The sequence below is a fragment of the Lysobacter sp. Hz25 genome (assembly GCF_046097045.1).
Taxonomy (GTDB): Bacteria; Pseudomonadota; Gammaproteobacteria; order Xanthomonadales; family Xanthomonadaceae; genus Lysobacter; species Lysobacter antibioticus_B.
The window spans coordinates 513,267-533,752 of record NZ_CP175666.1; the positions used below are offsets into that span (position 1 = coordinate 513,267).

Consider the following 20,486-nt stretch of genomic DNA (forward strand, 5'->3'; position numbering starts at 1 on the left):
TCGTGACTCTGGATCACCTTCGCCGCGCGCCGGGCTTCGGAGTGCGGACAGGATTCTGCGCGCAAGGCGGACGCGAATGGTTCGCCTACTACGGGCTGGATTGGAGCGCGTTCGTCCGCGATGGCATCGAGGCCGAGGTCATCGAAGCGACCGGCGACGCGCTGGGCTTGCACCTGGTCGCGTTCGCACGCGCGGAGGCTGCGGATGGGTAGCAGTAAAAAGCAAACCGTAGGCCATCGCTATCTGTTCGGCTTGCACATGGGCTTGTCGCGCGGACCGCTGGACGAGCTAGTCGAAATCCAAGTGGGCGATCGCGAAGCCTGGAAAGGATCGATTACCAAGACCGGCCGCATTTTCATCAACAAGCCCGACCTGTTCGGCGGCGACAAGGGCGAAGGCGGGATCAAGGGCTGGCTGGATGTCCTGATGGGCGAAGCCGCGCAGGCTGTGCTGCCGGCGCTGGGGGCGTTGCATGGTGTGCCGACGCCGGCTTTCCGCAACGTCACCACCCAATACTTCGACGGCCAGATCGCGGCCAACAATCCGTACCCGAAGCCATGGAAGATGCGCGTTCGCCGCGCCTTGATGGGTTGGGACGGCGCGCCCTGGTATCCGGAGAAGGCGGTCATCTGGCTCGCCAGCAACGCCATCCGTGCCATGAACCCGGCGCACATCCTGGTCGAGTGCCTGACGAACCGGGACTGGGGGCGCGGTTTGGACCGCGGTGTGTTGGACGAAGCCAGCTATCGGCGTGCGGCCGACACGCTGCATGCCGAAGGCTTCGGGCTGTGCCTGCGCTGGAACCGGCAATCGTCCATCGCCGACTTCATGCAGGTCGTCATCGACCACATCGGCGCGGCGCAGTACACCGACCGATCGACCGGCCGACTGACGCTTAAGCTGTTGCGTGACGATTACCTCGTCGAAGACCTGCCGGTGTTCGACTACGAGTCGGGCCTGCTGGCGATCGAGGAGGACGAAGGCGCGGCGCAGGACGGCGCGATCAATCAACTGATCGTGACGTGGTACGACCCGATCAAGGACGAGGAGCGCCAGATCCGGGTCGAAGACCTGGCCGGCATCCAAGCCACGGGTGGGGTCGCGTCCAGCAACACCGAATACAAAGGTCTGCCCACGGCGGAACTGGCCGGGCGCGTGGGCATGCGCGATCTGACCATCGCGTGCTCGGGCCTCAAGCGGCTGAAGCTGCGATTCGACCGCCGCGGCGGCGTGCTGGCGCCGGGCGGTGTGTTTCGCATTCGCGATCCGTTTCGCGGCCTGGACAACCTGGTCCTGCGCGTCGGCACGTTCGATGACGGCAAGCTGGTCGAAGGCGCGATCACCGTCGCGGCCGTGCAGGACGTGTTCGGGCTGCCGGCGACGGCTTACCTGGAACCGCAGCCGCCGGTCTGGCTGCCGCCGGATCGTGTCCCGCAGCCGTCGCCCAACCGGCGCTTGATCGAAGCAAGCTACCGGGATTTGGCGACAACGCTGAGTGCTCCGGCGTTAGCCGCCGTACCCGCCGATGCCGGCGTGGTCCTGGCGGCGGCCGAACAGGCCACCGGCTTGGCACTGAACTATGTGTTGACCACACGGGTCGGCAGCGGCGAGTACACCGAGGTCGGCGTCGGCGATTGGTGCCCGACCGCGATGCTGGTCGATTCGATGGACGCGACGACGCTCGTCGTGCAACTGGCGTCGGGTCGCGGGTTGGATCAGGTCGCTGCCGGCACCGCCGCGATGGTCGAGGATGAGGTGGTGCGCGTGGTCGCGATCGATCCGCAGGCACAAACGGCCACGCTCGCCCGCGGGTGCGCGGACACCGCGCCGGCGCCGCACACGGCGGGCGCACGCATTTGGTTCTATGAGGACTACGTGGCGAACGATCCGACCGACTACAGCGTCGGCGAGATCGTGCAGGCCAAGCTGCTGACGCGAACTTCCAGTGCGCAGTTGGACCCGGCGCTGGCGCCAGTGGATTCAATCAAGCTGGCCCAGCGGCAGGCGCGGCCGTACCCGCCCGGCGACCTGAAGCTCAACGGTCAACGCTACCCGCCGTCGATCGACGGCGACCTGGTGGTGTCCTGGGCGCACCGAGATCGGCGGCTGCAGGCCGACCAACTGGTCGACCACGGCCAAGGTTCGATCGGACCTGAGGCCGGAACGGCCTATGTCCTGCGGCAGCTGGACGCGATTGTGGGTCAAGCCCTCGATAGCCCGGCCGCTCTAACCGGCAACAACTACACCTCGCCATTACGCGGCGCGTATCGCGTGCGCGCGGAGATCGGCACGACGCGGGATGGCCTGGCCAGCTGGCAACGGGCCACCCACACCTTCGACTTCAAGAACGGACTGCTGCGCACGGAGACCGGCGACGAGCTGATCACTGAGGCAGGCGACTACCTACTCATCGAGTAACCATGGCGAATCAAAAACTGTCCCAACTGCCTGCAGCAAGTGCGCTGACCGGCACCGAGATCGTACCCGTCGTACAAGGCGGGCAAACTCGAAGCGCCACCACAGCCGCAGTTGCCGACCTGCGTAAGGGCGCCTGGCAGGCACCGACGCTCAACGCGTCGTGGGCGAACTATGGGGACGTCTTCGCCGTGGCCGGCTACCGCCGGGATGCCGGACGCGTGCAACTTCGTGGGCTGGTGAAAGCGGGAGGTGGGGGCACCGCCATCTTTGTGCTGCCGGTAGGGTTCCGCCCGCCCACGCAACAGATCTTTACGGCCGTGAGCGATTCAAGTGTTCAGGCACGCGTCGACGTGAAAGCGAATGGCGAAGTGCTGGTGTCGCAGCCGGGCGCCGGCGTGCTCGGGTGGCTATCCTTGGATGGGGTCGCGTTCTTCGCCGATCCCTAGCCCATACGCGGCAAGACGCGGTAGCGCCCATTCGTATCCGCAGAACAACTGCAGAGATCGCCTAGCGAGCCTGACCTGATTCCGCGGCGTCCGTAAATTGGAATGGCTCCGAAGGAATCCAGCAGCCGCGCGCCTGGCGAATTTTCACGCGGTAGGTCTCCCGTCCGACAGGCCTACTTTGACCCAGGAAGGTCAGTCGATCACCCGGAGGAATCGTAACAATTGCCGACGCGGGCTCCGGGTGGTCGATAACCGTCACATCATCGCTCCACCCATCGAATGCCAGCTTCTCAATTGTGAAGTTCAGCGGATAGAAGACCATCGGCTCTTTCTCGCCTTTATACGTCCAAAATCGCAAAATCTTCTTCGAGTTATTTATCAACAAGTACTTGCCATACACATAGCCCCAATCGCGAGCCCGCTCGGCATCGGCTCCACGATGGGTGATCTGAACCCCTTCAATCACCTTGTCACAATCGCCGTTGGCATGAGATGTCGCGGGGACAGTCAGAGCAACTGGTAGCAAAAGCATAACTAAAAGGTTCATCAAGCGCTTCCTTCCATGAAGAATCGGCGCCCCGATTTGAGGCGCCGATCGGACTTACACCAGTGACAGAAACCGTTGCCTAAGTCAGCTGTCAATCGTCTTCAGAACGAACTTGAAGGGCTCAGAAGGAATCCAGCAGCCTTTTGGCTCACGTACCTTCAGGCGATAAGTTCCATTCGGCCCGCCGTTACCGGACGCCAAAAATTCTCGTGTCTCACCAGGGCGAACTTTCAGCATCGAATCCGGTGGCTGCGGGTGATCGAGAACGATGACATCAAATGCCCAAGACCCTGCGGAGTTTTTATACTCAAGTGAGGCATCCATAGGATACGCGCGCTGCGGCGCAGGCCCTCGGTAAGTCGCAAGCCGAAACGTCTTCTCGGAAACATTCGAGATCGAATACTTTGCCAAGTGCACCGTGCGCCCATCTTTGACGACTGGTGCGTCCTCGATGTACTGGACGCGAACTGGCACGGCATCGCCTTCCTTGAGTTCACACACATCCGAGGCCGCTGCGGCTTCCGTGGAGAAGAGCAGCGCGCAAAGCGCGATCGACTTACTCAACATTGGCCACTCCCTAGTTGTTCTTGTCATAGTATGTATGCTTTTTGTTTGCATCCCAGTTCAAATACGATTGATTGGTTGTAATTCTCGCGCCTTCGGTCATCATCCCGCCCATCGCACGTTTGGCCGCATTGATGCAATCAATCTCGGTGCTATAGACATCTCCCTGCAACTTCTGCTCAAGCGCCGCTGCTTCTGCCTTCGCAGTTTTAAGCCACTCTTTGTAGTCGCCGACATGGTTATGCTCTTGGTTGATGGTGATCGAGCGCTGCTTAAGGTCATCAAAACGCTTTCGCAGATGGATAATAATCTCAGTCTGGACCGAGACCTCCTTCAGTCGGTACGATCCATCATTACATAGGCAGGTCGCATCGATAGTCCAGTCAATCGCCGTCCGCCCCATGGATGGGATTGCCTGGTCTGGCGTAGTCGCGTGAACGTAGGGGGCACCCGGATACGTAAACATGCCCATGCTGGTGCTACTGGTTAGCCAATCCAATCGCTTCAGAGGAAGTTCAGACCACTGCAACAGGCCGGTTGGGTCGGACCAATTAAGTGGAGTATTAGATACATAGTTGTAAGTATTCAATCCTCCAACTAAGCCGACAGGGTCACTCTGAAGAAATCGGCCTACCTTGGGGTCGTAGTCACGATGCAGGTTGTAATGAGTCCCGGAAATAGCGTCGAACTGTTGGCCTGGGAAACGAAGATCAAAGGGGAACGCTACGCCGTCGTTGTCTGGGTCTTGATTGGCCAGGGAACTACCAAACACATCCCCGCCTAGATCCCAGGTCCAAACCGCACGCTGCCGAGCAGGGTGTATCACAACGCGAGGCGTCCCCAAGTGATCGGACTCAACATAGTGCAGTGTGCCGCCTGAGATGACACCAATCGGCGCGTTACCCATCCAAATGACCTCTTGGGCTGCGGTGCCTGCGGCGTTGTAGCGGCCCAAGACTCGCCCGATAGTGTCGTAGCTCGTGTAATCCACGACAGTGCCAAGTTGACGTTGGACCCGTTCGCCGGTTCCGCTGTAGCGATAGGCCGCCTTCGTCACTCCATTCGCCTTGACGGCACTCATACGGCCCGCCGCGTTATAAGCGAACTCTTTCGCCGTGCCTCCGATACTGATCGTGTTGCCCGATGCATCATACGTTCGAGTCGTTCCGTTCCATTCAGTCAGGCGATCCACGGTGTAGGTAGAACTCGTACTTGTCGCACCGTTCGTGATCTCCATGGTGCGGTTCTGCGTGAAGTCGTGGTACAGGTAAGTCTTGAGAGAGGTATCTGCTCCGGTCTTCACATCGGTAAGCTGACCGAGCGTGTCGTAACCGTACTTTCGCAGCGCAGGTGAAGATTGATCACCTTTGCGTAGCTCCGATAGATTCCCGACTTCATCGAACACAAAGCCAGCCGAAAGACCGTCCACGCCGGTATCGAGAAAGCTGGTGGGTTGATAGTTTAGGTTGTGCGTCCGGGTAAAGCGCCGACTGTTTCCAAAGATTAGCTCGCGAGCTGGGCCGAAGGGGTAGTAAATGATGCTCGTGAGCAAGGCTTGGCTAGTTTGGCCAGGCCGAGTCACTGTGATGCTGGCTATGTCGCCTTCAGCGTTCGAACCATATGAAACCAAAGTCCCACTGGGATAAACCATGGCTTTGAGTCGCCCTCCTTTGGTGTACTCGTACCGTGTGCTGAAGGTCTTTCCGTTGACCACCTGGACTTTTCGGACGATATTGCCGTAGCGCCCATAGCAATAGTCGGTATGGCCAGTGGAATCGGTCATACGGGCCAAGCGTCCCTTGCCAAACCTCTCATCGACCGCACAAGCCGCGGATGGGCCGTCGTAGGAACGAGAAACTGTCAGGGATGGATCGGCTGGGTAGAGTGTCGCCAACGACCGACCGAGCGCGTCGTAGGTGGACTGCGTAACTCGTCCGTCAGCGTCGGTCGCCGACGTTCGATTTCCACCGCTATCGTAGACATAGGTGTTCGTTCCAGTCGCCGGGCTTCTCAAAGTCAATACTTCACCAAAGCGATTGCGATCGTAGCCGGTCTCGCGACCCAGGCCGTCATAAGTCGAAATGATCCCGCCAATGGCATCGTAGAAGTGACTTGCACCCGTGGTGCGTCCGGTCAAATTGGAGCGTGTCTGGTCGGTCTGGCCAAACCAGTTGGCTGTTTCAGTTCTTTGTCGTCCCAACGCATCGGTGGTATAGCTGGGAGTGCCGTTGGCCCAGTACGTGAAGCTTGTCGCTCGTCCATAAGCATCCTTCACGGTCTTGATCTGTCCCATCTGATTTCGCAGTGTGGACAGGGTGCGTTGAATAGCGCCGCCGGGATCCTTGATATCCGTTTTCTCGGGGCGCCCTTCGTTGTCCAGGGTGTAGTGGATCCGAGCGCCCGCTGAGCTGATCACATCCGTCAAGCGCCCCGCCGGATCATATTCAAAGCGGGCAATGACGCCATCGGGATCTGTGGTCTTTTTCAGAAGGCCGGCGGCGTCGTATTCCATCACAGTGATCGCGTCATCCGCCTCTGTCGCGTTGTCGCTTCCGCGAACGATCTTCCTCAGTAGCCAGCCGCGGGGGTGATATTCTAGATCCGTGACTACTCCGTTGACGTCCCTACTCGAAACGGCTCGGCCGCTACGGTCGTACTTCAGAACTTCTGCGACTTGGCCGAGAGCATTCGTCACCTTCCACACATCGCCCTTTCGATGTCCGCAGCTTCCGGTGGGCGTGGTGCATCCCGCCTCATCCTGGGCGTAATAGGCGAAGGATGTGATGTCATTGACGTCTGTGCGCGGTACGTCAAGCTGAGTGACCAGCCCAATGATCGGGCAGCGGCCCGCCTGCACATCGGTTGCTTCGCAGTAGCTCGTCACGCTAGTACGAACGGCACCACTCGGCGGGTCGAGTTTTATTGCCGTAAGTTCCTGCCCTCGGGCATTGTAGGTCCATTGCCGCTTTGTCCAAAGCTCGCCGTTTCGGTTGTAGACGCGCTCCTCCGTCGGAACGTCGAACGTCGGATGCCAATCAATCTGTGTGAGTCGCTCCTCTCGATCTCCAATTGCTTCGCGCTTCTGGGCAACTAGCCCACGGGTGTTGTAGTCGTAGTCCGCAGATGTACGCCCGAAGTCGCCAACCCGATCGGGAAAACCGTTGGCATCGTAGGTGTAGACGGCCGTCGCGCTGGCGCAGCCGTCCGTGCAGATCCGCTCTGCATCCGTCGTGAGTTTCCGCCCGTTGATCGTGGTGAACTTGTACTTGAATCGCAGGCCATTCGCATACACGACATCCGTTGTGCCGTACTGGCCACCTTCGACAACGTAGCGTTCCGCTCCCTGAGAGTGCTCCGTAGATAGGGGATTGCCGCTGTTGTCGTAGCCGAACGTGGCTTTCACCGCGCCGGTCTCATCCAGGATCTGAGTCAGGAGTCCGCGCATCCCAATCTCTGTGCCTGCGTAGTATCGGTACTCCCGCTTATACCCTGAGGTAGCCACGACCTTTTCTAGCCGCCGTTCCGTATCCCCCGGGAAGGTAGGGTAGTCGGGAGCCACGTACGTGTAGTCGTACCTGACGCCGTTTGGATCGGTCAATGACGAAATTTGCGCATCCCCATTGTGCAAGATGTGCAAGGACCGTCCTTGAGCATCGGTGACCGTGCTAAGGAGCCCCGAGGCGTACTCAAGTGTGAGGTGATAGCCATCGCGGTAGTCGATAGCCAACAGACGTCCATCCGCGTCATAAGTCTCGACAGACCCATCGGCGGCATTGGTCAGCTCCCAGCTGATTGGCTGTCCTGCCTCCAAGGTTGGGATCAAAACCATCTTTACCTCAGCACTGGGCAACCACGCGCCATCGACCCTGCGAAATATGATCTGCATGCCGTCATCACGATGGACAGTGATGGCCTTACTGTCGGCCGAGAAGGCATTGAACTCAAGATTCCGACTGTACGTATGCCGCCAGTTCTCGCCGAGATCAGCCGATTCGACTTCGGGGGCGCTGTTGTAGTAACGATGGAACTTCAGGCCCCTGCCGCCGGTGCCGGCATAGTCCGTCTCGTCCTGGAACTTGTTTGCGGCGTTCACCACGATAGGATTGCCGATGCAGTTGTTGCTGCAATCGCTTCGACCTAGATTCTTGCCGCTGTCCTCCTCGAGTGTTTTCAGTGGCCAGTACGCGTTGGTCGACCCGTAATAGTACGCATACCATTCCACGGGCGGATCTTTAGATGGCGGAAGATCGTACCGATTGCCCATCTCCAAATGAATGGTGAGCTTTCCCCCTGTCACCTCAGGCTGGACAATTGCCTTCTTGCAGTCGGTGATGATCCATGTCCTTTGATTGAATCCGTCTTGCATCGGCGGGTACTCAATCAAGTCCTCGGCTCTATCGATCTTGTGCTGCTTGCAGCTGGCCATGGCGTCACGGAGCGTATAGGTCGACGGCCATGCGCCCATCCAATTCGGACCAGGTGCAGGCCACTGGGACCGTCCGGTCTCAACCGGGAATGCGGCCATCGCCGAAAATGGGGCCATGGCAGTCAGCGCGAGAGCAAGGCTTGCAGCTAGCGGATTGAGTATTTTCCCAGCGAGCATCGTTATTCCTTGGAAATATGGTTGTTGTCCAGGCCGTCCCCGTCGTCACGCAGCGACGAATCGTGTTCTTGGCCAGTGTTGTACAAACGCGTCTCTTGATTTGAGATGCCGCGGCTACGAGAGGTGGCTGGTCAACATCCCGGTTCGGCGCGGCTGCGCTAGGCTGATGCTGCCAAACCAGGCGTTGCTCCGGGCCTCGCTGATCTGCTTGCGAGAGAGATCAGGCATGGTCCTTCCCTTTGCGGCAAACCCTATCGCGGACACCTTGGCGCGGGGGCTGGCAAAGAAGCTCCTCGCGCACGACGTGGGCCGTTCTCGGAGCCGTAATGCCGACTCGTACTTCACCCACGGAACGTGGCGGTAGTAGGCGGATCTCGATCTCGTCGCCGATCATTAGTGCCTGACCTGGGCAGCGTGTAAGGACGAGCATCGAAGTTCGGTTCTTGATGTTCATAGGCGCGCGACGACCAGACCGTAAACATCGCAGGCCTCGCGCAGCTGACGGCTGCTGCCACTCTCGGTTTCCACACAGAACTCAAGTAGCTCGTGCGGGAGCATGTACGTGACTACTGATTGCAGGGAACCATCCGGGCCGGGAGCCCGCACTTCCGTAGGAACACCCATATCATCATGCCGCTGGCGGGCTCGCGCCCGGGCGGCAGCGATACACGTTTCCTTCGAGGCAAACGGCACGTGTTCGTCCTCGCCGTTGACGGACACCCGCCAATTTAGTGATCCGCGCCAGACCACATCGAAGTGCACGACCCTTGTGCCTACCATCCCTCGTACTCCTTAAGAACGCCGATCCGCCGAACGAACTCTTCGCCCACCCATTGCGGGTGATACGTCCGTCCTGGCATTTGATCGGGATGCATGAACAGTGCCCGGGTCTCGCGCTCATCAGCGCAACACATCAGGGGAAACAGGGCCCAGAAGGTCACGTCGATTACTTCCTGGCTCGGCAGGGTCAACCAGGCATGCAGGCTCACGCGGGCGCCGGGCGCGATCCCGGTTCGTAGCATCTGCTCCAGTCCCTCGACTGGGGTATGGCAAAGCCGCTGTCCGTCCTGTTGGACATAGCCAAGCGTGTAGGCTAACGGCACCTTGAGTTCGGCCTCCAGCAGTACCCGCAACGCCGCGGTAAGCCCGAAGCGCTGGGTGGCGACCAAATCCTCATTGAGATGCCCGATCGAGCGAACGAGTTGCCAGCGGACGGCTGCAACCGTTGCCGTCGAGGCGCATCGGACGGGCGTAACGTCGATCGACGGCGGGCGCAGTCCCCATAGAATGGTGCGCGCACGCGCAGCCATGAAGGCGAGCTCGTAGTTGCCGGCCGCTCGCGGCATTACCTTGCGCCGTGAAGAAAAAAGCCGGCGTAGCCAATTCGGCAGCAGGGGGTTCATATACGCCGGTGACCAAAATCGGGACACAAAGCTCTCCGTGCAGCCCTTTCGGGGCGGCGTAGCTGAGGTCAGGTTGTAAACGGGGGAGCCGTCTTAGGCCACGCTAAAGGCCTCGGCGGAGCTCAGTCTGTTGCTACTTGCGCTAATCACGTCTTCTGCGCTGCACGGAATGCAGCTACTTCTCGGGCGACATCTTCAAAGGAATCTGCGCCGCGATACCGAACAGAACGACAGACACAAAACGAGCCACGATTATCATGCGGAGAGAGATCCACTCGATTCCGTCAAGTGACGTTGACATGCGGAACGAGCCCACTCGCGGGTCAGGCGTATCCCTAACGCGTGCGCGGTCGCTACTCCGAGGAGCAAGCCAAAAAGCCACGGCTTGATCAATGCGAATGGCATAGCGGCCAATGCCAACTGCAGGGCACCGAGAGACACCCAGGAGATTAGCGAGGCCAGGAACATGCGGTTCTTTGACGGCAGGAGCTCAATCTGTGCGTTTTGGCCGACCGTCATCCGCAGGATCATGCACCACGTGTAGCCGATCCCGGCCAGGCTTTGCAGAGCGGCGGCGGCTACCCCGGCAAGGATCGCCGGCCTGAGTATGGGTGCGAATGAGCCGCCCCAGCCGATAGCCAGCATGCTGATCGCCACACCGAGGAAGGCGAAGGCAGCAATGGATAGGGCACCGCACACGTCGGCGCTGCGCTGAAACAACCGATAAGTCGTCGTGCTGGCGTTCATGAGCAAGCCATCAGCGAGCACGAACAGGAAGGCTGCAGCCACTGAAATAGACCCAGCACTTCCCGGTACTCGACTCTTTGCAACGCTGCTGTCCCGCCGTAACCGCTTCGTTCTCTGTGGCAGCACTTTGTGAGAATGATCGGGTGCTGGAGTTGACGACCGCGGCACACTGGTTACGGAACACCAAGCCTGAGGAACAGGTCATGCCACCACGGCTTGTGCACTCCGATAGCGCTGACTTTTTCGCTTCGCGCTCGCTCTTCTTATCTGTGGCGATACCGAACGCGCCCTTCTCGTCGGTTGCGACCGCGCCCCAGCGACTTTCCCATTTTCGGCGACGCGGCTCCTGAGGGATAGGGACGCAGCTCGCCATCGAGGCTGCGGCCCCCTCGGCCGCCGTAAGGTTGCCCGGCATTTGTCCCGGTGGGCAGCCGCCTTCGGCATGAGAGGCGAAAGGAGCGACGGACAACGCCACGAGTATGAAGAAGAACTGGTATCGCATGCTCACTCCTTGCGGACTTCGCCAGCAGACTTGATTCGATTCTCATGCTTCGGGGTTGATTGGTCAGTTACCCTGTTTGCATGAGTGTATGTGCTGTATGGAGCTTGGTTGTTGCCCTTGACCGGGTCCTGGATATTGGTGGGTGAGACCGGTGCCCGATCATTGGTATTCGACGCCTGCCCAACTGCCGCCGCTTGGCCGAACCTGCCGAACGCCGAGCTGGCAACAAAGCTCCCCACCTGTGTCTGGAAGAAGTGTGCGGCCATGGGGGGCACTGAGATGATAAGCACCGTGAAGATCATTCCGATGCTGCCTTGTTGCATCGCTTGGTCGGTAATGCCTTCAGTACTGATGCCGGGGATGTTCACAAGTTTACTGAGCCACATGAACGACGCGATTCGAACGGTCAGCTCAAGCAGGATATTGGCAACGAAACTTAGCATCGCGAGCGAGAACAGCGTGCCCAGACCATACTTGAGCCAACTGGTGAACATTGCTTTGGTGGCGGGAAACGCAAGAGCGAATATGAAGATGGGTCCCAGGCCGATCCATAGATTGATCGCAAATGTCCACAGCAGCAGCATGCAACCTGCGGCGATGGCTGGGCCGGCGGAGCCCATGGTTGCCCAGGCCTTCGCCGAGCGCTTCTCCTCCAGCAGTTCGGGATCGGCTTCAAGCAGCTGAACGCCATTAATGGCCGTCATTGCGAGCTGCACGACGGCGAGGGACTTGTCGATGCTGCTCGCGGTGGATTGATTGTCGTTTCCGGTAACCAGCTGATGAATCGCCTTGTCCAAATCCTTTGTGAGAAAGGAGTTCAGAGGGATATTGTTGATCGCCATGGTTGTGGAGATGCCGAAGATCAAGGCAATTCGCGTCCCTTGCAGGACCGTGCTCATCATCGACTCGCGGGCGCCGTTGAGGATTCGGTAACCTTGGAAGAGCAGCCACAGCGTTACCAAGCTGAGCCCGACGCCGCCCACGAACCTCATGGAGCGACCCATGAGCGCCAGACCGAAATCCTCGACCCTGTTGGTGATCCAGCCGCTAATGAGGCGGAACAGGGCGTAGTCGGCCAGACCGCTTTGCGACGACGGCGAGAGCCAGCTCAGTAGGTCCATCGGACCGTTCAACAAATCCATGGGATGTGCCTGCCTCAAAGATGAATGAATGGTTCACTGGCCGATGGCTGACTTGATCACGTCGGTGGGAACGATGCCGTCCAGCGCGCCCTTCTTGCCGCGCATCGCGCGCTTAGCCAGGCGCGTGTGATCCCCCTTGAGCGCAACGATGTAGTCGTCATAGGCCTTCATTCGGGCCTGCCAATAATCCAGTTCCAGTTGGTTCCTGGCGACGAAACGGTAGGCTTCGTTGTCATTGGCGGCTAGCGCTCCCTGGCTACCGCCGACGCTGTCGCGCTGAACTTCGATCTGTGTGAACTCACGGCTGCGCTGCATCAGCGTTCGGAGCATGTTCACTGACTCGTTGTACTTCGCGTTATCGGCGTAGACCATCCGCTGACAGATCGCCAATTGCTCGTCGACCATGTTGCCTTCCAGCTTCGGCATAGCCTGCCGGAACGCCTTGGTCAGCTGATCCTTGATGCCTCTTCCAGGGCCGGGGCACATGTCTTCCATCCCGTAGTCGAGTTGGCGCGCAGGGAAACTGTCCTCCATCTGCGCCTGGCCAAAGTTCAACCGCTGCAGCTTGATCAACTGCTGCTGATAGTGGCTGGCGGTTGCCTGCCAGCGTTGCGCGTTCTTTCCGAACTCGGCCGCGTCCTTCGCGATCTGCTGGAGCTTGGCTGCGTAGTTGACGGGATCGTTAACCACTAGCTGTGCATTGGCCGGGCCTGCGGTCAAGCTCAATGCAACTACGATCGCTGCCCCAGTCCCTCTGAGGGAACCACGATTGACTCTGCTGCGATTATTCATGTTGACTCCCTGTCTTCGGGGCGGTGCGGGTTCTGATAGATCGGCCGGATGGCTTCGGCGTCAGCGAATCTCTGTACTCAAGCGCCTTGTCGAGCGCTGCGGCGGCACCGCCGAAGTGGCCGTCAAGAAAGATGCGGCTGCCCTTCTTCTTCCGCCCATGCCGCATGACTCTCCAACCGCCGACCGGACCGGCCTCGGGAAGGCGGTAGACATACTTGAGATATGACCGCTGGGACTCCATGAGGTCGGCGGCGACCATGGCCTCCCTGAAGGTATCCAGGGTTCGCTTGTGGTTCGGGCCTGACTGCTTCGTAGCGTGCGCATCAGCAGTTGCGGGTCGGCTGTCCGCGCCGATCGCGCCTTGCGCGAGTTGCCGGCGCTTCTCTGCTGCGGCCTCCCCTAGTACCTCAGCGTGTTTGCCCTTCCCGACAGGGAAGATGCTCGAGAGCACTCGGCCCGAGGGGAGACGTGTCTCCGCTGTGTACGCAACGATTCTTCCGTTGAGGCGAACTGAGCAGATGCCGTCATAGATTCGATCGAACACCAGCTGACGACCGCGGCGGCGTGTCGGCGGCGCGGTCGAGACAGGTGGGGTGTCGTTGTTTCGACGTCGCGGTATGTCCTCGCGCTTCGTCGGAAGTTGTGCCGATCCAATTCCCGTTGACTGCATGTCGCCCTCCGTGGCGTGTGTTGATACCTCGCAAGAGCGAGCGGAACAAGTCTATTTGAAGCGGATGTCAAAAAATGTAGGGAAAGTCTGATTTTCTCGTGGACGTTTGTCCAAGCCGCTTGGACAAACGTCCAAAGCCACTTCGTTTACTCTCGAAAAGCACACTTCGACAGGCTGTAATGCGCGGACGCCTGAGTGCATATCGTGGATGAGGAGCGACGGCTTCTGGACAAATGTCCAAGCCAAGATCGGAAGCGCGGCAGTCCGAAAATGATTTGTATTGATAACTCTAATTGCGTTGGGCTTAGTCGCACACCCCCGAGGACGTGTTTGCCAGGAGGCACCCATTGATCCGCGTATTTTTGGTGGAGGATCACTTCTTGTTCCGTCACGCACTGCACCTGATGATCGAGGATCAATCCGACATCGTCGTAGTAGGTGAGGCCGCTGGTGGTCGTGAAGCGATTGCGGCAATCTCCCGAACTGAAGTCGATATGGTGGTCTGCGATTTCATCCTTCCTGACATTGATGGGCTAGTCGTAACTCATAGTCTGCTACGGCAGAAGCCGGATCTCCGAATCCTGATTCTGTCCGCTATTGATCAGGGGCCGATCCCGAAGCGATTGATCGCTGCAGGTGCATTGGGCTATGTGACCAAAGGAGGCGATGATGGCGGGAAGATTGTTCGGGCTATCCGTGAAGTAGCAGCTGGCCGGCGGTACTGGGATGAAGTCCTAGGAATGACCGAATCGCTGACCAACACGCCCTTTGAGCGGCTCCAACCCCGGACGTACCAGGTTGCCATGCTGACGGTCAGGGGGCTCAGCATCTCTGAAATTGCGGAGGCAACAGGGATGACTGCATCCGCGGTTCGCAGCCAGAGGCAGGCGATGTTCACTACCCTGAATGTCCGGAACGACATTTCCTTGCTCTACTTGGCTCAGCGATATGGACTGGCAACTTTCGGAGCCGAGCCATGGGTGCACGCCGCTGGCGGCGACGGCGACGGCGAAGAGTAGGCGGGCTCTGTTGCTCGCTGCACCGACGGGCAGGGGATAGCGAGACGACCTTGAGTGTCAAGAACGCACTGGCCGCCAGTCCAGATTCGGCCGATCGCAACAGTCGAGATGACAAAAAGCACATTCCCGGGATGACGAATACTCACCACCAGCGAGTGGTGCATCACCAAGCCGACTGCGAACTCGGATCTGGGCGATACCGAACCGTTTCCTCGGAAACCAGTGAGCGGTCTTGACTCCCGCGTAGCCTACGGTACAAGCTTCATCTATTCCTCGGACGCGCCCAACGTAGGTGCTCCCGCCTGACCCAATCCTTGACTAGCCCCCGTAGCGGGCATTCAGGTACTTACCGCACATGACGTACGGTGAGAGTGTTTACACGGGTCCAACATGGACAGTTCATGCGCCACCGCTGCTACCGACCTCCGGCCAGTTTGCACCGCTCCGCTCTTGTACGCGGAAGCGCGTCGCCGCGCCTAAGAGCCGGGGCGTCTGGAGACGATCAATGTTGAAGTTCTTTTCGATCCTGTACGTGGGAACCGCGTGCCTGTTGATGCCATTGACGATCTGGAAATTCGATTGGCCACTAGGAATCATCCTGGCCTTTGGCGCAGCGATCGTTGTTACGCCGATCTTGGTGGTCGTACTTTCGTCGAGGGGCGGCTGGCACTAGGACATGGCTGGTCATGCCCTGCCCTTGAACGCCGTCAGTGGCTGAACCCTGGTATCTCTTCTAGCAACTTCTACAAGGCTTTAACGATGAGCAACCTAGTCCCGAACAATTCTTCTTCGATCCCCTGGCCGCTAACCTTCGATGCGTTCTCGTTCGGTGCTAGCTGCTACAACACATTGGCGAGCAATGTCATCTTCATGAACCATCAGTTCGCCTTAGTGATCGATGGTCCATCCGGCGAACCGCGCTCACCCGAATGGAAAGACCGCTGGACTGCCGGTTTCATCGTCATGGCCGACGAAATGCCTCCGGACCCGGTAGAACTTCGATGGACATCACTGGATGGTGTCGAGCACTACGCGGAAATCGACCTAATCAAAGACATCTTTCCCGAGCAGGTGGTCCTTCACAACGTTTCAAAAGAAGATGTCAACGAAGATTGGGCGCGGTACGAGGGCGGGAAAACCAACCCCCCCCAAATCCTAATGGAGGTCAATGACCGAACCATCAACATCTATTTAAAGGCAATGGTGCTCACCAAGCTCCCTCCGAATCCTAAACGACCTGACATCGTTGGCTGCCATGACTTGGTTCTGGCCTGGACGAAGACCTCCTAAGGAAGGGTGGGCACATGGAAGATAGAAAGGACAAGAAGAAGGTAGTTCGGCTCGACGAGGACGGGCTTCCGAAGGCCGACGTTTCGCACTTTGCCGCCACGCCGGAGCATCTGACGAGCTACAACCGGGCCGCCGATGAACTGTACAAGTTCCAGGCCCCAGCGTTGCTCGACACTAAGAATGAGCACTCGTACCTCCTGTTCGGATTGATGGATGGCACCGGCAACGATGCGGCGAAAGACCCGCTGCACGCGACTAACGTTGCTAGGTTTGAAACGCAGGTCTATAAGCTCAAGCAATCCGGCGTGAATGTCGATGTTGTGTACAAGGCAGGCCCCGGCACGCAGAACAACGCCCTGATAGAAACGTTCGACGCAGCAACCGGTCACACCAGCGAAGGAATCGCTGAGCGCACTTACCAAGAACTAGTGGTTCGCGCGAATGAAATTTACAAGCTTGATCCGGACGCGAAGATCGCAATCCATGCCGAAGGATTCAGTCGAGGTGCCAGTCAAGTCCCGCTCTTGGCACGAATGATTCACGATCGTGGTATTCCCAACTTATACCGCCCCGAGTACGTCCCAGACGAGCACGGGAATCTTACGAAGACCTACCCGCACTTCCATCAAGCCCCTGGGCACACGCCGATGTCGGTGGGCCTGTACGACCCGGTGCCGACCGGAGCGATGCAGAAGCTGGATCGGCGTTTGCCGCCATCAGTGGTCTCTGGCTTCCAAATCAATGCTGCCGACGAGAAGCGCGGAACGTTTCCTGTGGATCGCATCATCCCGACTGGGCTGTCGGAGGATGGACGCTTCCTGAGCGTCAGCGTGGCCGGCGCGCACTCGGACATCGGCGGCAGCTACTTGCGAAATGGTCTAGGCACGCGCAGTCAGAACCTGATGACGGACTATCACAACGCACTCTTCAGTGAGCCACTGTTGCAGCGATTGCCGGAGACCTACGACCCTCGCTTGAACGTCATCCATCGCTCGGAAGAGGGCGGTGTCTTTAAGTACATACAGTTTATTTCTGCCGCAGAGCGACATACGCCGAAAGGCGAGGTAACTAAGCTCATGCCAGACGACGGCAGTCATGTGTCGGCAGACCCGGCTGTTGCACTGGCTCGGCATCGGCCGGAGCCGTTGGCAGTGACAGTTGCAGAGGTTGTGCAGCGCGCTACTCCTGTGGTCCGCTCCGTTCCGCAGCAGATGACTGCCGTTCCTGCCGAAGAAGCGTTGGAGCAGTGGTTCAAGCATGTCGGCAAAGTCGAAGTTGAGCCGTACCGGCCACCGGTGCAATTGAGCCCGGGTGCCAAGGTCATGGCGGCGGCCGGCGTCGCCGGCATTGCCGCGAGCGTGGTGGATGCCAAGGCCAGCGCAGACCGCGCCAGCACGTTGCTTTCGCAGGACAGTCTGCTCGCCGCGCAGTCCGAGCTGACGCACTACGCCGCACGCGGCACCGGCGGCTGGATAGGCGGCGCGACGGCGGGCTTGGTCGCCACGGCGGCGGCAACCGGTCCCGGCGTCGTCGGCTTCATTGTGGTTGGCGGCGCGGCCGTGGCGGGCAGCCACGTGGGTGAGCACGTCGCCACGGTGTTGGATAGCTACAAAACCTTCAAGCAGACCGACCTTCAGGGTGTTAAGTGGGAGTCCAACGGGCTCCAATGGGTGCGGAAAGACCTGGGCGACATGATCGACGACGGCAAGAACAAGGCCGTTAAGCAAGACTTTTCGGCCGATCCGGAGAAGGCAAACGAGCTGAACTACAGGGCCAGCAATTCCGCAACCGAGCTGGCCATTGGGAAGTTGCAGCCACCGCGGAATCCGTACGCGCAGGCGGCGACGGACAACGATCCGCCGAGTCAGCGCCGCGCCGATTGGGAGCGTAACCCGCAGACCGGCACCTGGGATCGCAGGGTCGTCCTAGGGTTTGAGCAGCCCGGCGTGCCAATGGTTCGAGTCGATACGGCAAGCCCCGAACGTGCAGCCGAGCTCGATCGCGCCTCCCTGCAGGTCATCCGCGAGAACATCGCCAACGGGCCTGCCCCCATGGCTGCTCGCTATGAGATGGTGCATCGAAGCGAGGGCTGGGAACGGTTCGGCCCGGTGCCGCCCTCCATTCAGTCGGCGCTTCAGGAGGATTCGCTGGTCGCCTCGGATGGAAAGTTGTATCAGCGCTCCTCGGACGGGCAGTGGCAGCGCAACGGTGAGTCCCTGCAGGCCTCCGGGAATTTGCGTCAAGAATTGGAAAGCACGCGAGCGGCACTGCAGCCACAGTTGACGCAGCATGAGCAGCAGGTCGCCGCGATTCCGAATCGACAGCCGCCGACCTTGGAGGATATTGAGCGTAAGGACTTGTTGGCGACCCTCAAAGTGCACGAGGTCGAAGCAAAACCGGAGCAATTGGAAGCGATGCTGGAAGCGGTGAGGCGCACCCAGCAGGAGCAAGGCCTCAATCCGCTGACGACCTCGCTTCACCTGGGACTCAACGCGCGTAATGAGTTCGACATTGATAGCCCGATTGAACACGTCGGCCGTGACGCGGACGGCGCGAACCGGCCTCAGGCCGTCACGAGCCCCTTGGAAGTACAAATGGCGATGCTGGATCTGCGGTCACCGCCGCCCACGACGCCCGAGGCTCCTGAACTCCGAATTGCGAATCTGTCTCCGCAGCAACAGGCGGCCTTGGAGCAAGTCGTTCGCGAAGCGAATCGCTTAGGGCTGAAGCGGGATGATGTCCAGGACACTGCCCGCCAGGCTGTAGCGGGTGCGGCGGATCGGGAACCCGAAATAGTCGTTGGGGCAATCGACGTCGATCGCCTGCGACCGGCGCCCAAGGTTGAGGCGTCATCGGATGCGCCATCACCCGCGCCAACCAAGCCCGCGATTGCTGAGATCGCAGTGGAGAAGCCGAAGGAGCCGCAGCGGGGTCAGAACCGTACAGAAGATGGGCATACACCCGCCGAATCTCTGGACGGCGCGCAGCGGACCGCCGCCGCGCCTCCGGTCGTCCCTCTGACGACAGCGCCACCAGTTCGCGATGCACAGAACAGCCGTGCGTTGGCCGAACCGGAATCGCCATCAGCACCGAAACAGGTCGAGCCCGCGCCGGTTACGGCGGCGCTGGCTGAGCCAGTTAAGCCGGACGTCCTGGTCGCTAAGCCGCCGGCGCAGCAGGTGCCCACACCACACCCCGTGCCTGCGCCGGACGTGCCGACTCCGACGCCTTCCCAACCCGCCCCTCAAGTCACACCGCCTGTGGCGGCAGAGGCCGCGTCCGCACCGGACGACGGCACCTTGCGGCGCGGCGACCGAGGTGATGACGTCGAGATGCTGCAGTTCCGTTTGCAGCGCGTCGGCTATCGCGGAACTGAGGAGAATCCGATCCCAGAGCGGGGGCACTTCGACGCCGCGACTGAGCATGCTGTCCGTCAGCTGCAGCGCGACCATGGCCTCGCCGATACCGGGCGTGTCGACCCGGATACCGTTCAGGCACTTGCGTTAGCCCAGCAGGCCAAGATCGAAACGCAGAAGGCCGAAAAATCAGAGGTAGAAGCACTCACTGCCGAGAAGGCACCGAACCCAGCGGAACCGGCCTCGGCGCGCGACGGCCGCGTCGTCGAGCCGGCCGCGGCAGCGATGGCTGCGTCGCCGCCCAGTGTGCGTCCGAACGAAGCTGCCGCTATCAGACCAGAGCCTCCGGTGGCGCCTAACGAAAGCCAGTCAACCGCGCGCGAGCAGCGATACGCGCAGAATGGGGATGCTGCCGGCAAGGCTATTCCAGAACGGTCGACAGTGAGTCCGGACCTGTCGGGCCTATCTTCTGCGGATAAGGCGATGTTCGCGAAGATTCGTGGAAAGGTATCGGCTGACGTGCCAGACGAAACGGTGGCGGCGGTGATGCTAGCGGCCAAACGCAACGGTATCCCGGACGCGGAGAGCATCGGGCCCGTCGGCGTCGCCAACGGGAAGCTTTGGGTAGGGGCGAAGATCCCCGGCTACTATGCCGGCGTCTCGGCCATCGACCCAGCCCCGCCGATGCAACACACCTTGCGCGAAACGCAGTCGTTCAATCAGCAGCGCGATCAGCAACTGGCAGAAGCCGCGCAGCGCGCGCCGGATGATCCGAGCCGAGGACCGAAAATGTAGTCGCGACCTTGAGTGGGTCGAGCGCGGAAAATAACCTTGCGATGCCGGCAACGGAAGCTGCCGGCAAAAATCGATTGGAGATGTCGAATGCAACTGAGAATGTCATTGCGTTCCTGGTTTCTATTATTCTCATGCCTCTTCGCGCCACTCACGATTTGGCTCTTCGGCTGGGCGCTTGGCATCCTTCTAGCA

16 protein-coding genes are annotated in these 20,486 nt (G+C 59.8%); 6 read left to right on the forward strand and 10 right to left on the reverse strand.

The features are described from left to right. The first annotated feature begins 2 nt into the window (after positions 1 to 2). Genes ACKN61_RS02215 through ACKN61_RS02225 form a run of 3 tightly spaced genes read left to right on the forward strand, consistent with a single transcriptional unit; the run spans position 3 to position 2,864 of the window. Complete coding sequence (locus ACKN61_RS02215; RefSeq protein ID WP_408952100.1) at positions 3 to 212, forward strand: hypothetical protein; 210 nt, start codon at positions 3 to 5, stop codon at positions 210 to 212. Beyond that, positions 205 to 2,418, forward strand: coding sequence for a phage tail protein (locus ACKN61_RS02220; RefSeq protein ID WP_408952101.1), 2,214 nt, complete (start codon positions 205 to 207; stop codon positions 2,416 to 2,418). The genes ACKN61_RS02215 and ACKN61_RS02220 overlap by 8 nt, the downstream gene beginning before the upstream one ends. A 2-nt stretch (positions 2,419 to 2,420) precedes the next feature. Next, entirely contained in the window at positions 2,421 to 2,864 is a 444-nt protein-coding gene (locus tag ACKN61_RS02225) for a hypothetical protein (RefSeq protein WP_408952102.1), read from the forward strand. 61 nt (positions 2,865 to 2,925) lie between these two features. Here the strand turns inward: ACKN61_RS02225 and ACKN61_RS02230 are convergent, their stop codons facing one another. The 10 genes from ACKN61_RS02230 to ACKN61_RS02275 form a co-directional block, all read right to left on the reverse strand. Continuing rightward, a complete protein-coding gene (locus ACKN61_RS02230; RefSeq protein WP_408952103.1) occupies positions 2,926 to 3,411 on the reverse strand; it encodes a hypothetical protein in 486 nt (161 codons plus the stop codon). Between the two features lie 84 nt (positions 3,412 to 3,495). Next, a complete protein-coding gene (locus ACKN61_RS02235) occupies positions 3,496 to 3,978 on the reverse strand; it encodes a hypothetical protein (RefSeq protein WP_408952104.1) in 483 nt (160 codons plus the stop codon). A 10-nt stretch (positions 3,979 to 3,988) separates the two neighbouring features. After that, complete coding sequence (locus tag ACKN61_RS02240) at positions 3,989 to 8,578, reverse strand: RHS repeat-associated core domain-containing protein (RefSeq protein ID WP_408952105.1); 4,590 nt, start codon at positions 8,576 to 8,578, stop codon at positions 3,989 to 3,991. 220 nt (positions 8,579 to 8,798) lie between these two features. Continuing rightward, the gene (locus tag ACKN61_RS02245; protein WP_408952106.1) at positions 8,799 to 9,032 is read right to left on the reverse strand and encodes a carbon storage regulator; all 234 of its coding nucleotides are present in this window, start codon (positions 9,030 to 9,032) and stop codon (positions 8,799 to 8,801) included. Positions 9,033 to 9,351: 319 nt separating this feature from the next. Then, positions 9,352 to 9,981, reverse strand: a complete 630-nt coding sequence (locus ACKN61_RS02250; protein WP_408952107.1) for a hypothetical protein — start codon at positions 9,979 to 9,981, stop codon at positions 9,352 to 9,354. Between the two features lie 255 nt (positions 9,982 to 10,236). Beyond that, positions 10,237 to 10,728, reverse strand: a complete 492-nt coding sequence (locus ACKN61_RS02255) for a hypothetical protein (RefSeq protein WP_408952108.1) — start codon at positions 10,726 to 10,728, stop codon at positions 10,237 to 10,239. A gap of 10 nt (positions 10,729 to 10,738) precedes the next feature. Beyond that, positions 10,739 to 11,230, reverse strand: coding sequence for a DUF4189 domain-containing protein (locus ACKN61_RS02260; protein ID WP_408952109.1), 492 nt, complete (start codon positions 11,228 to 11,230; stop codon positions 10,739 to 10,741). A gap of 2 nt (positions 11,231 to 11,232) precedes the next feature. Further along, complete coding sequence (locus ACKN61_RS02265; protein ID WP_408952110.1) at positions 11,233 to 12,372, reverse strand: type IV secretion system protein; 1,140 nt, start codon at positions 12,370 to 12,372, stop codon at positions 11,233 to 11,235. Positions 12,373 to 12,405: 33 nt separating this feature from the next. Beyond that, a complete protein-coding gene (locus ACKN61_RS02270) occupies positions 12,406 to 13,164 on the reverse strand; it encodes a hypothetical protein (protein WP_408952111.1) in 759 nt (252 codons plus the stop codon). Next, complete coding sequence (locus tag ACKN61_RS02275) at positions 13,157 to 13,423, reverse strand: hypothetical protein (protein ID WP_408952112.1); 267 nt, start codon at positions 13,421 to 13,423, stop codon at positions 13,157 to 13,159. The genes ACKN61_RS02270 and ACKN61_RS02275 overlap by 8 nt, the downstream gene beginning before the upstream one ends. Positions 13,424 to 14,181: 758 nt before the next feature. On the opposite strand from ACKN61_RS02275, the gene ACKN61_RS02280 reads away from it, so the two are divergent. The 3 genes from ACKN61_RS02280 (at position 14,182) to ACKN61_RS02290 (ending at position 20,294) form a co-directional block, all read left to right on the forward strand. Continuing rightward, on the forward strand, positions 14,182 to 14,853 hold the full coding sequence (locus tag ACKN61_RS02280; protein ID WP_408952113.1) for a response regulator: 672 nt from the start codon (positions 14,182 to 14,184) through the stop codon (positions 14,851 to 14,853). A gap of 543 nt (positions 14,854 to 15,396) precedes the next feature. After that, positions 15,397 to 16,143, forward strand: a complete 747-nt coding sequence (locus tag ACKN61_RS02285) for a hypothetical protein (protein WP_408952114.1) — start codon at positions 15,397 to 15,399, stop codon at positions 16,141 to 16,143. 14 nt (positions 16,144 to 16,157) lie between these two features. Then, the gene (locus tag ACKN61_RS02290) at positions 16,158 to 20,294 is read left to right on the forward strand and encodes a peptidoglycan-binding protein (RefSeq protein WP_408952115.1); all 4,137 of its coding nucleotides are present in this window, start codon (positions 16,158 to 16,160) and stop codon (positions 20,292 to 20,294) included. The last annotated feature ends 192 nt before the right edge of the window (positions 20,295 to 20,486 follow it).

Coding starts and splice junctions, on each gene's coding strand:
- ACKN61_RS02290 (WP_408952115.1), top strand. CDS start 16,158: ATGGAAGATAGAAAGGACAAGAAGAAGGTAGTTCGGCTCGACGAGGAC.
- ACKN61_RS02265 (WP_408952110.1), bottom strand. CDS start 12,372: ATGGATTTGTTGAACGGTCCGATGGACCTACTGAGCTGGCTCTCGCCG.
- ACKN61_RS02225 (WP_408952102.1), top strand. CDS start 2,421: ATGGCGAATCAAAAACTGTCCCAACTGCCTGCAGCAAGTGCGCTGACC.
- ACKN61_RS02260 (WP_408952109.1), bottom strand. CDS start 11,230: ATGCGATACCAGTTCTTCTTCATACTCGTGGCGTTGTCCGTCGCTCCT.
- ACKN61_RS02230 (WP_408952103.1), bottom strand. CDS start 3,411: ATGAACCTTTTAGTTATGCTTTTGCTACCAGTTGCTCTGACTGTCCCC.
- ACKN61_RS02220 (WP_408952101.1), top strand. CDS start 205: ATGGGTAGCAGTAAAAAGCAAACCGTAGGCCATCGCTATCTGTTCGGC.
- ACKN61_RS02255 (WP_408952108.1), bottom strand. CDS start 10,728: ATGAACGCCAGCACGACGACTTATCGGTTGTTTCAGCGCAGCGCCGAC.
- ACKN61_RS02275 (WP_408952112.1), bottom strand. CDS start 13,423: ATGGTCGCCGCCGACCTCATGGAGTCCCAGCGGTCATATCTCAAGTAT.
- ACKN61_RS02245 (WP_408952106.1), bottom strand. CDS start 9,032: ATGAACATCAAGAACCGAACTTCGATGCTCGTCCTTACACGCTGCCCA.
- ACKN61_RS02235 (WP_408952104.1), bottom strand. CDS start 3,978: ATGTTGAGTAAGTCGATCGCGCTTTGCGCGCTGCTCTTCTCCACGGAA.
- ACKN61_RS02240 (WP_408952105.1), bottom strand. CDS start 8,578: ATGCTCGCTGGGAAAATACTCAATCCGCTAGCTGCAAGCCTTGCTCTC.
- ACKN61_RS02250 (WP_408952107.1), bottom strand. CDS start 9,981: ATGAACCCCCTGCTGCCGAATTGGCTACGCCGGCTTTTTTCTTCACGG.
- ACKN61_RS02270 (WP_408952111.1), bottom strand. CDS start 13,164: ATGAATAATCGCAGCAGAGTCAATCGTGGTTCCCTCAGAGGGACTGGG.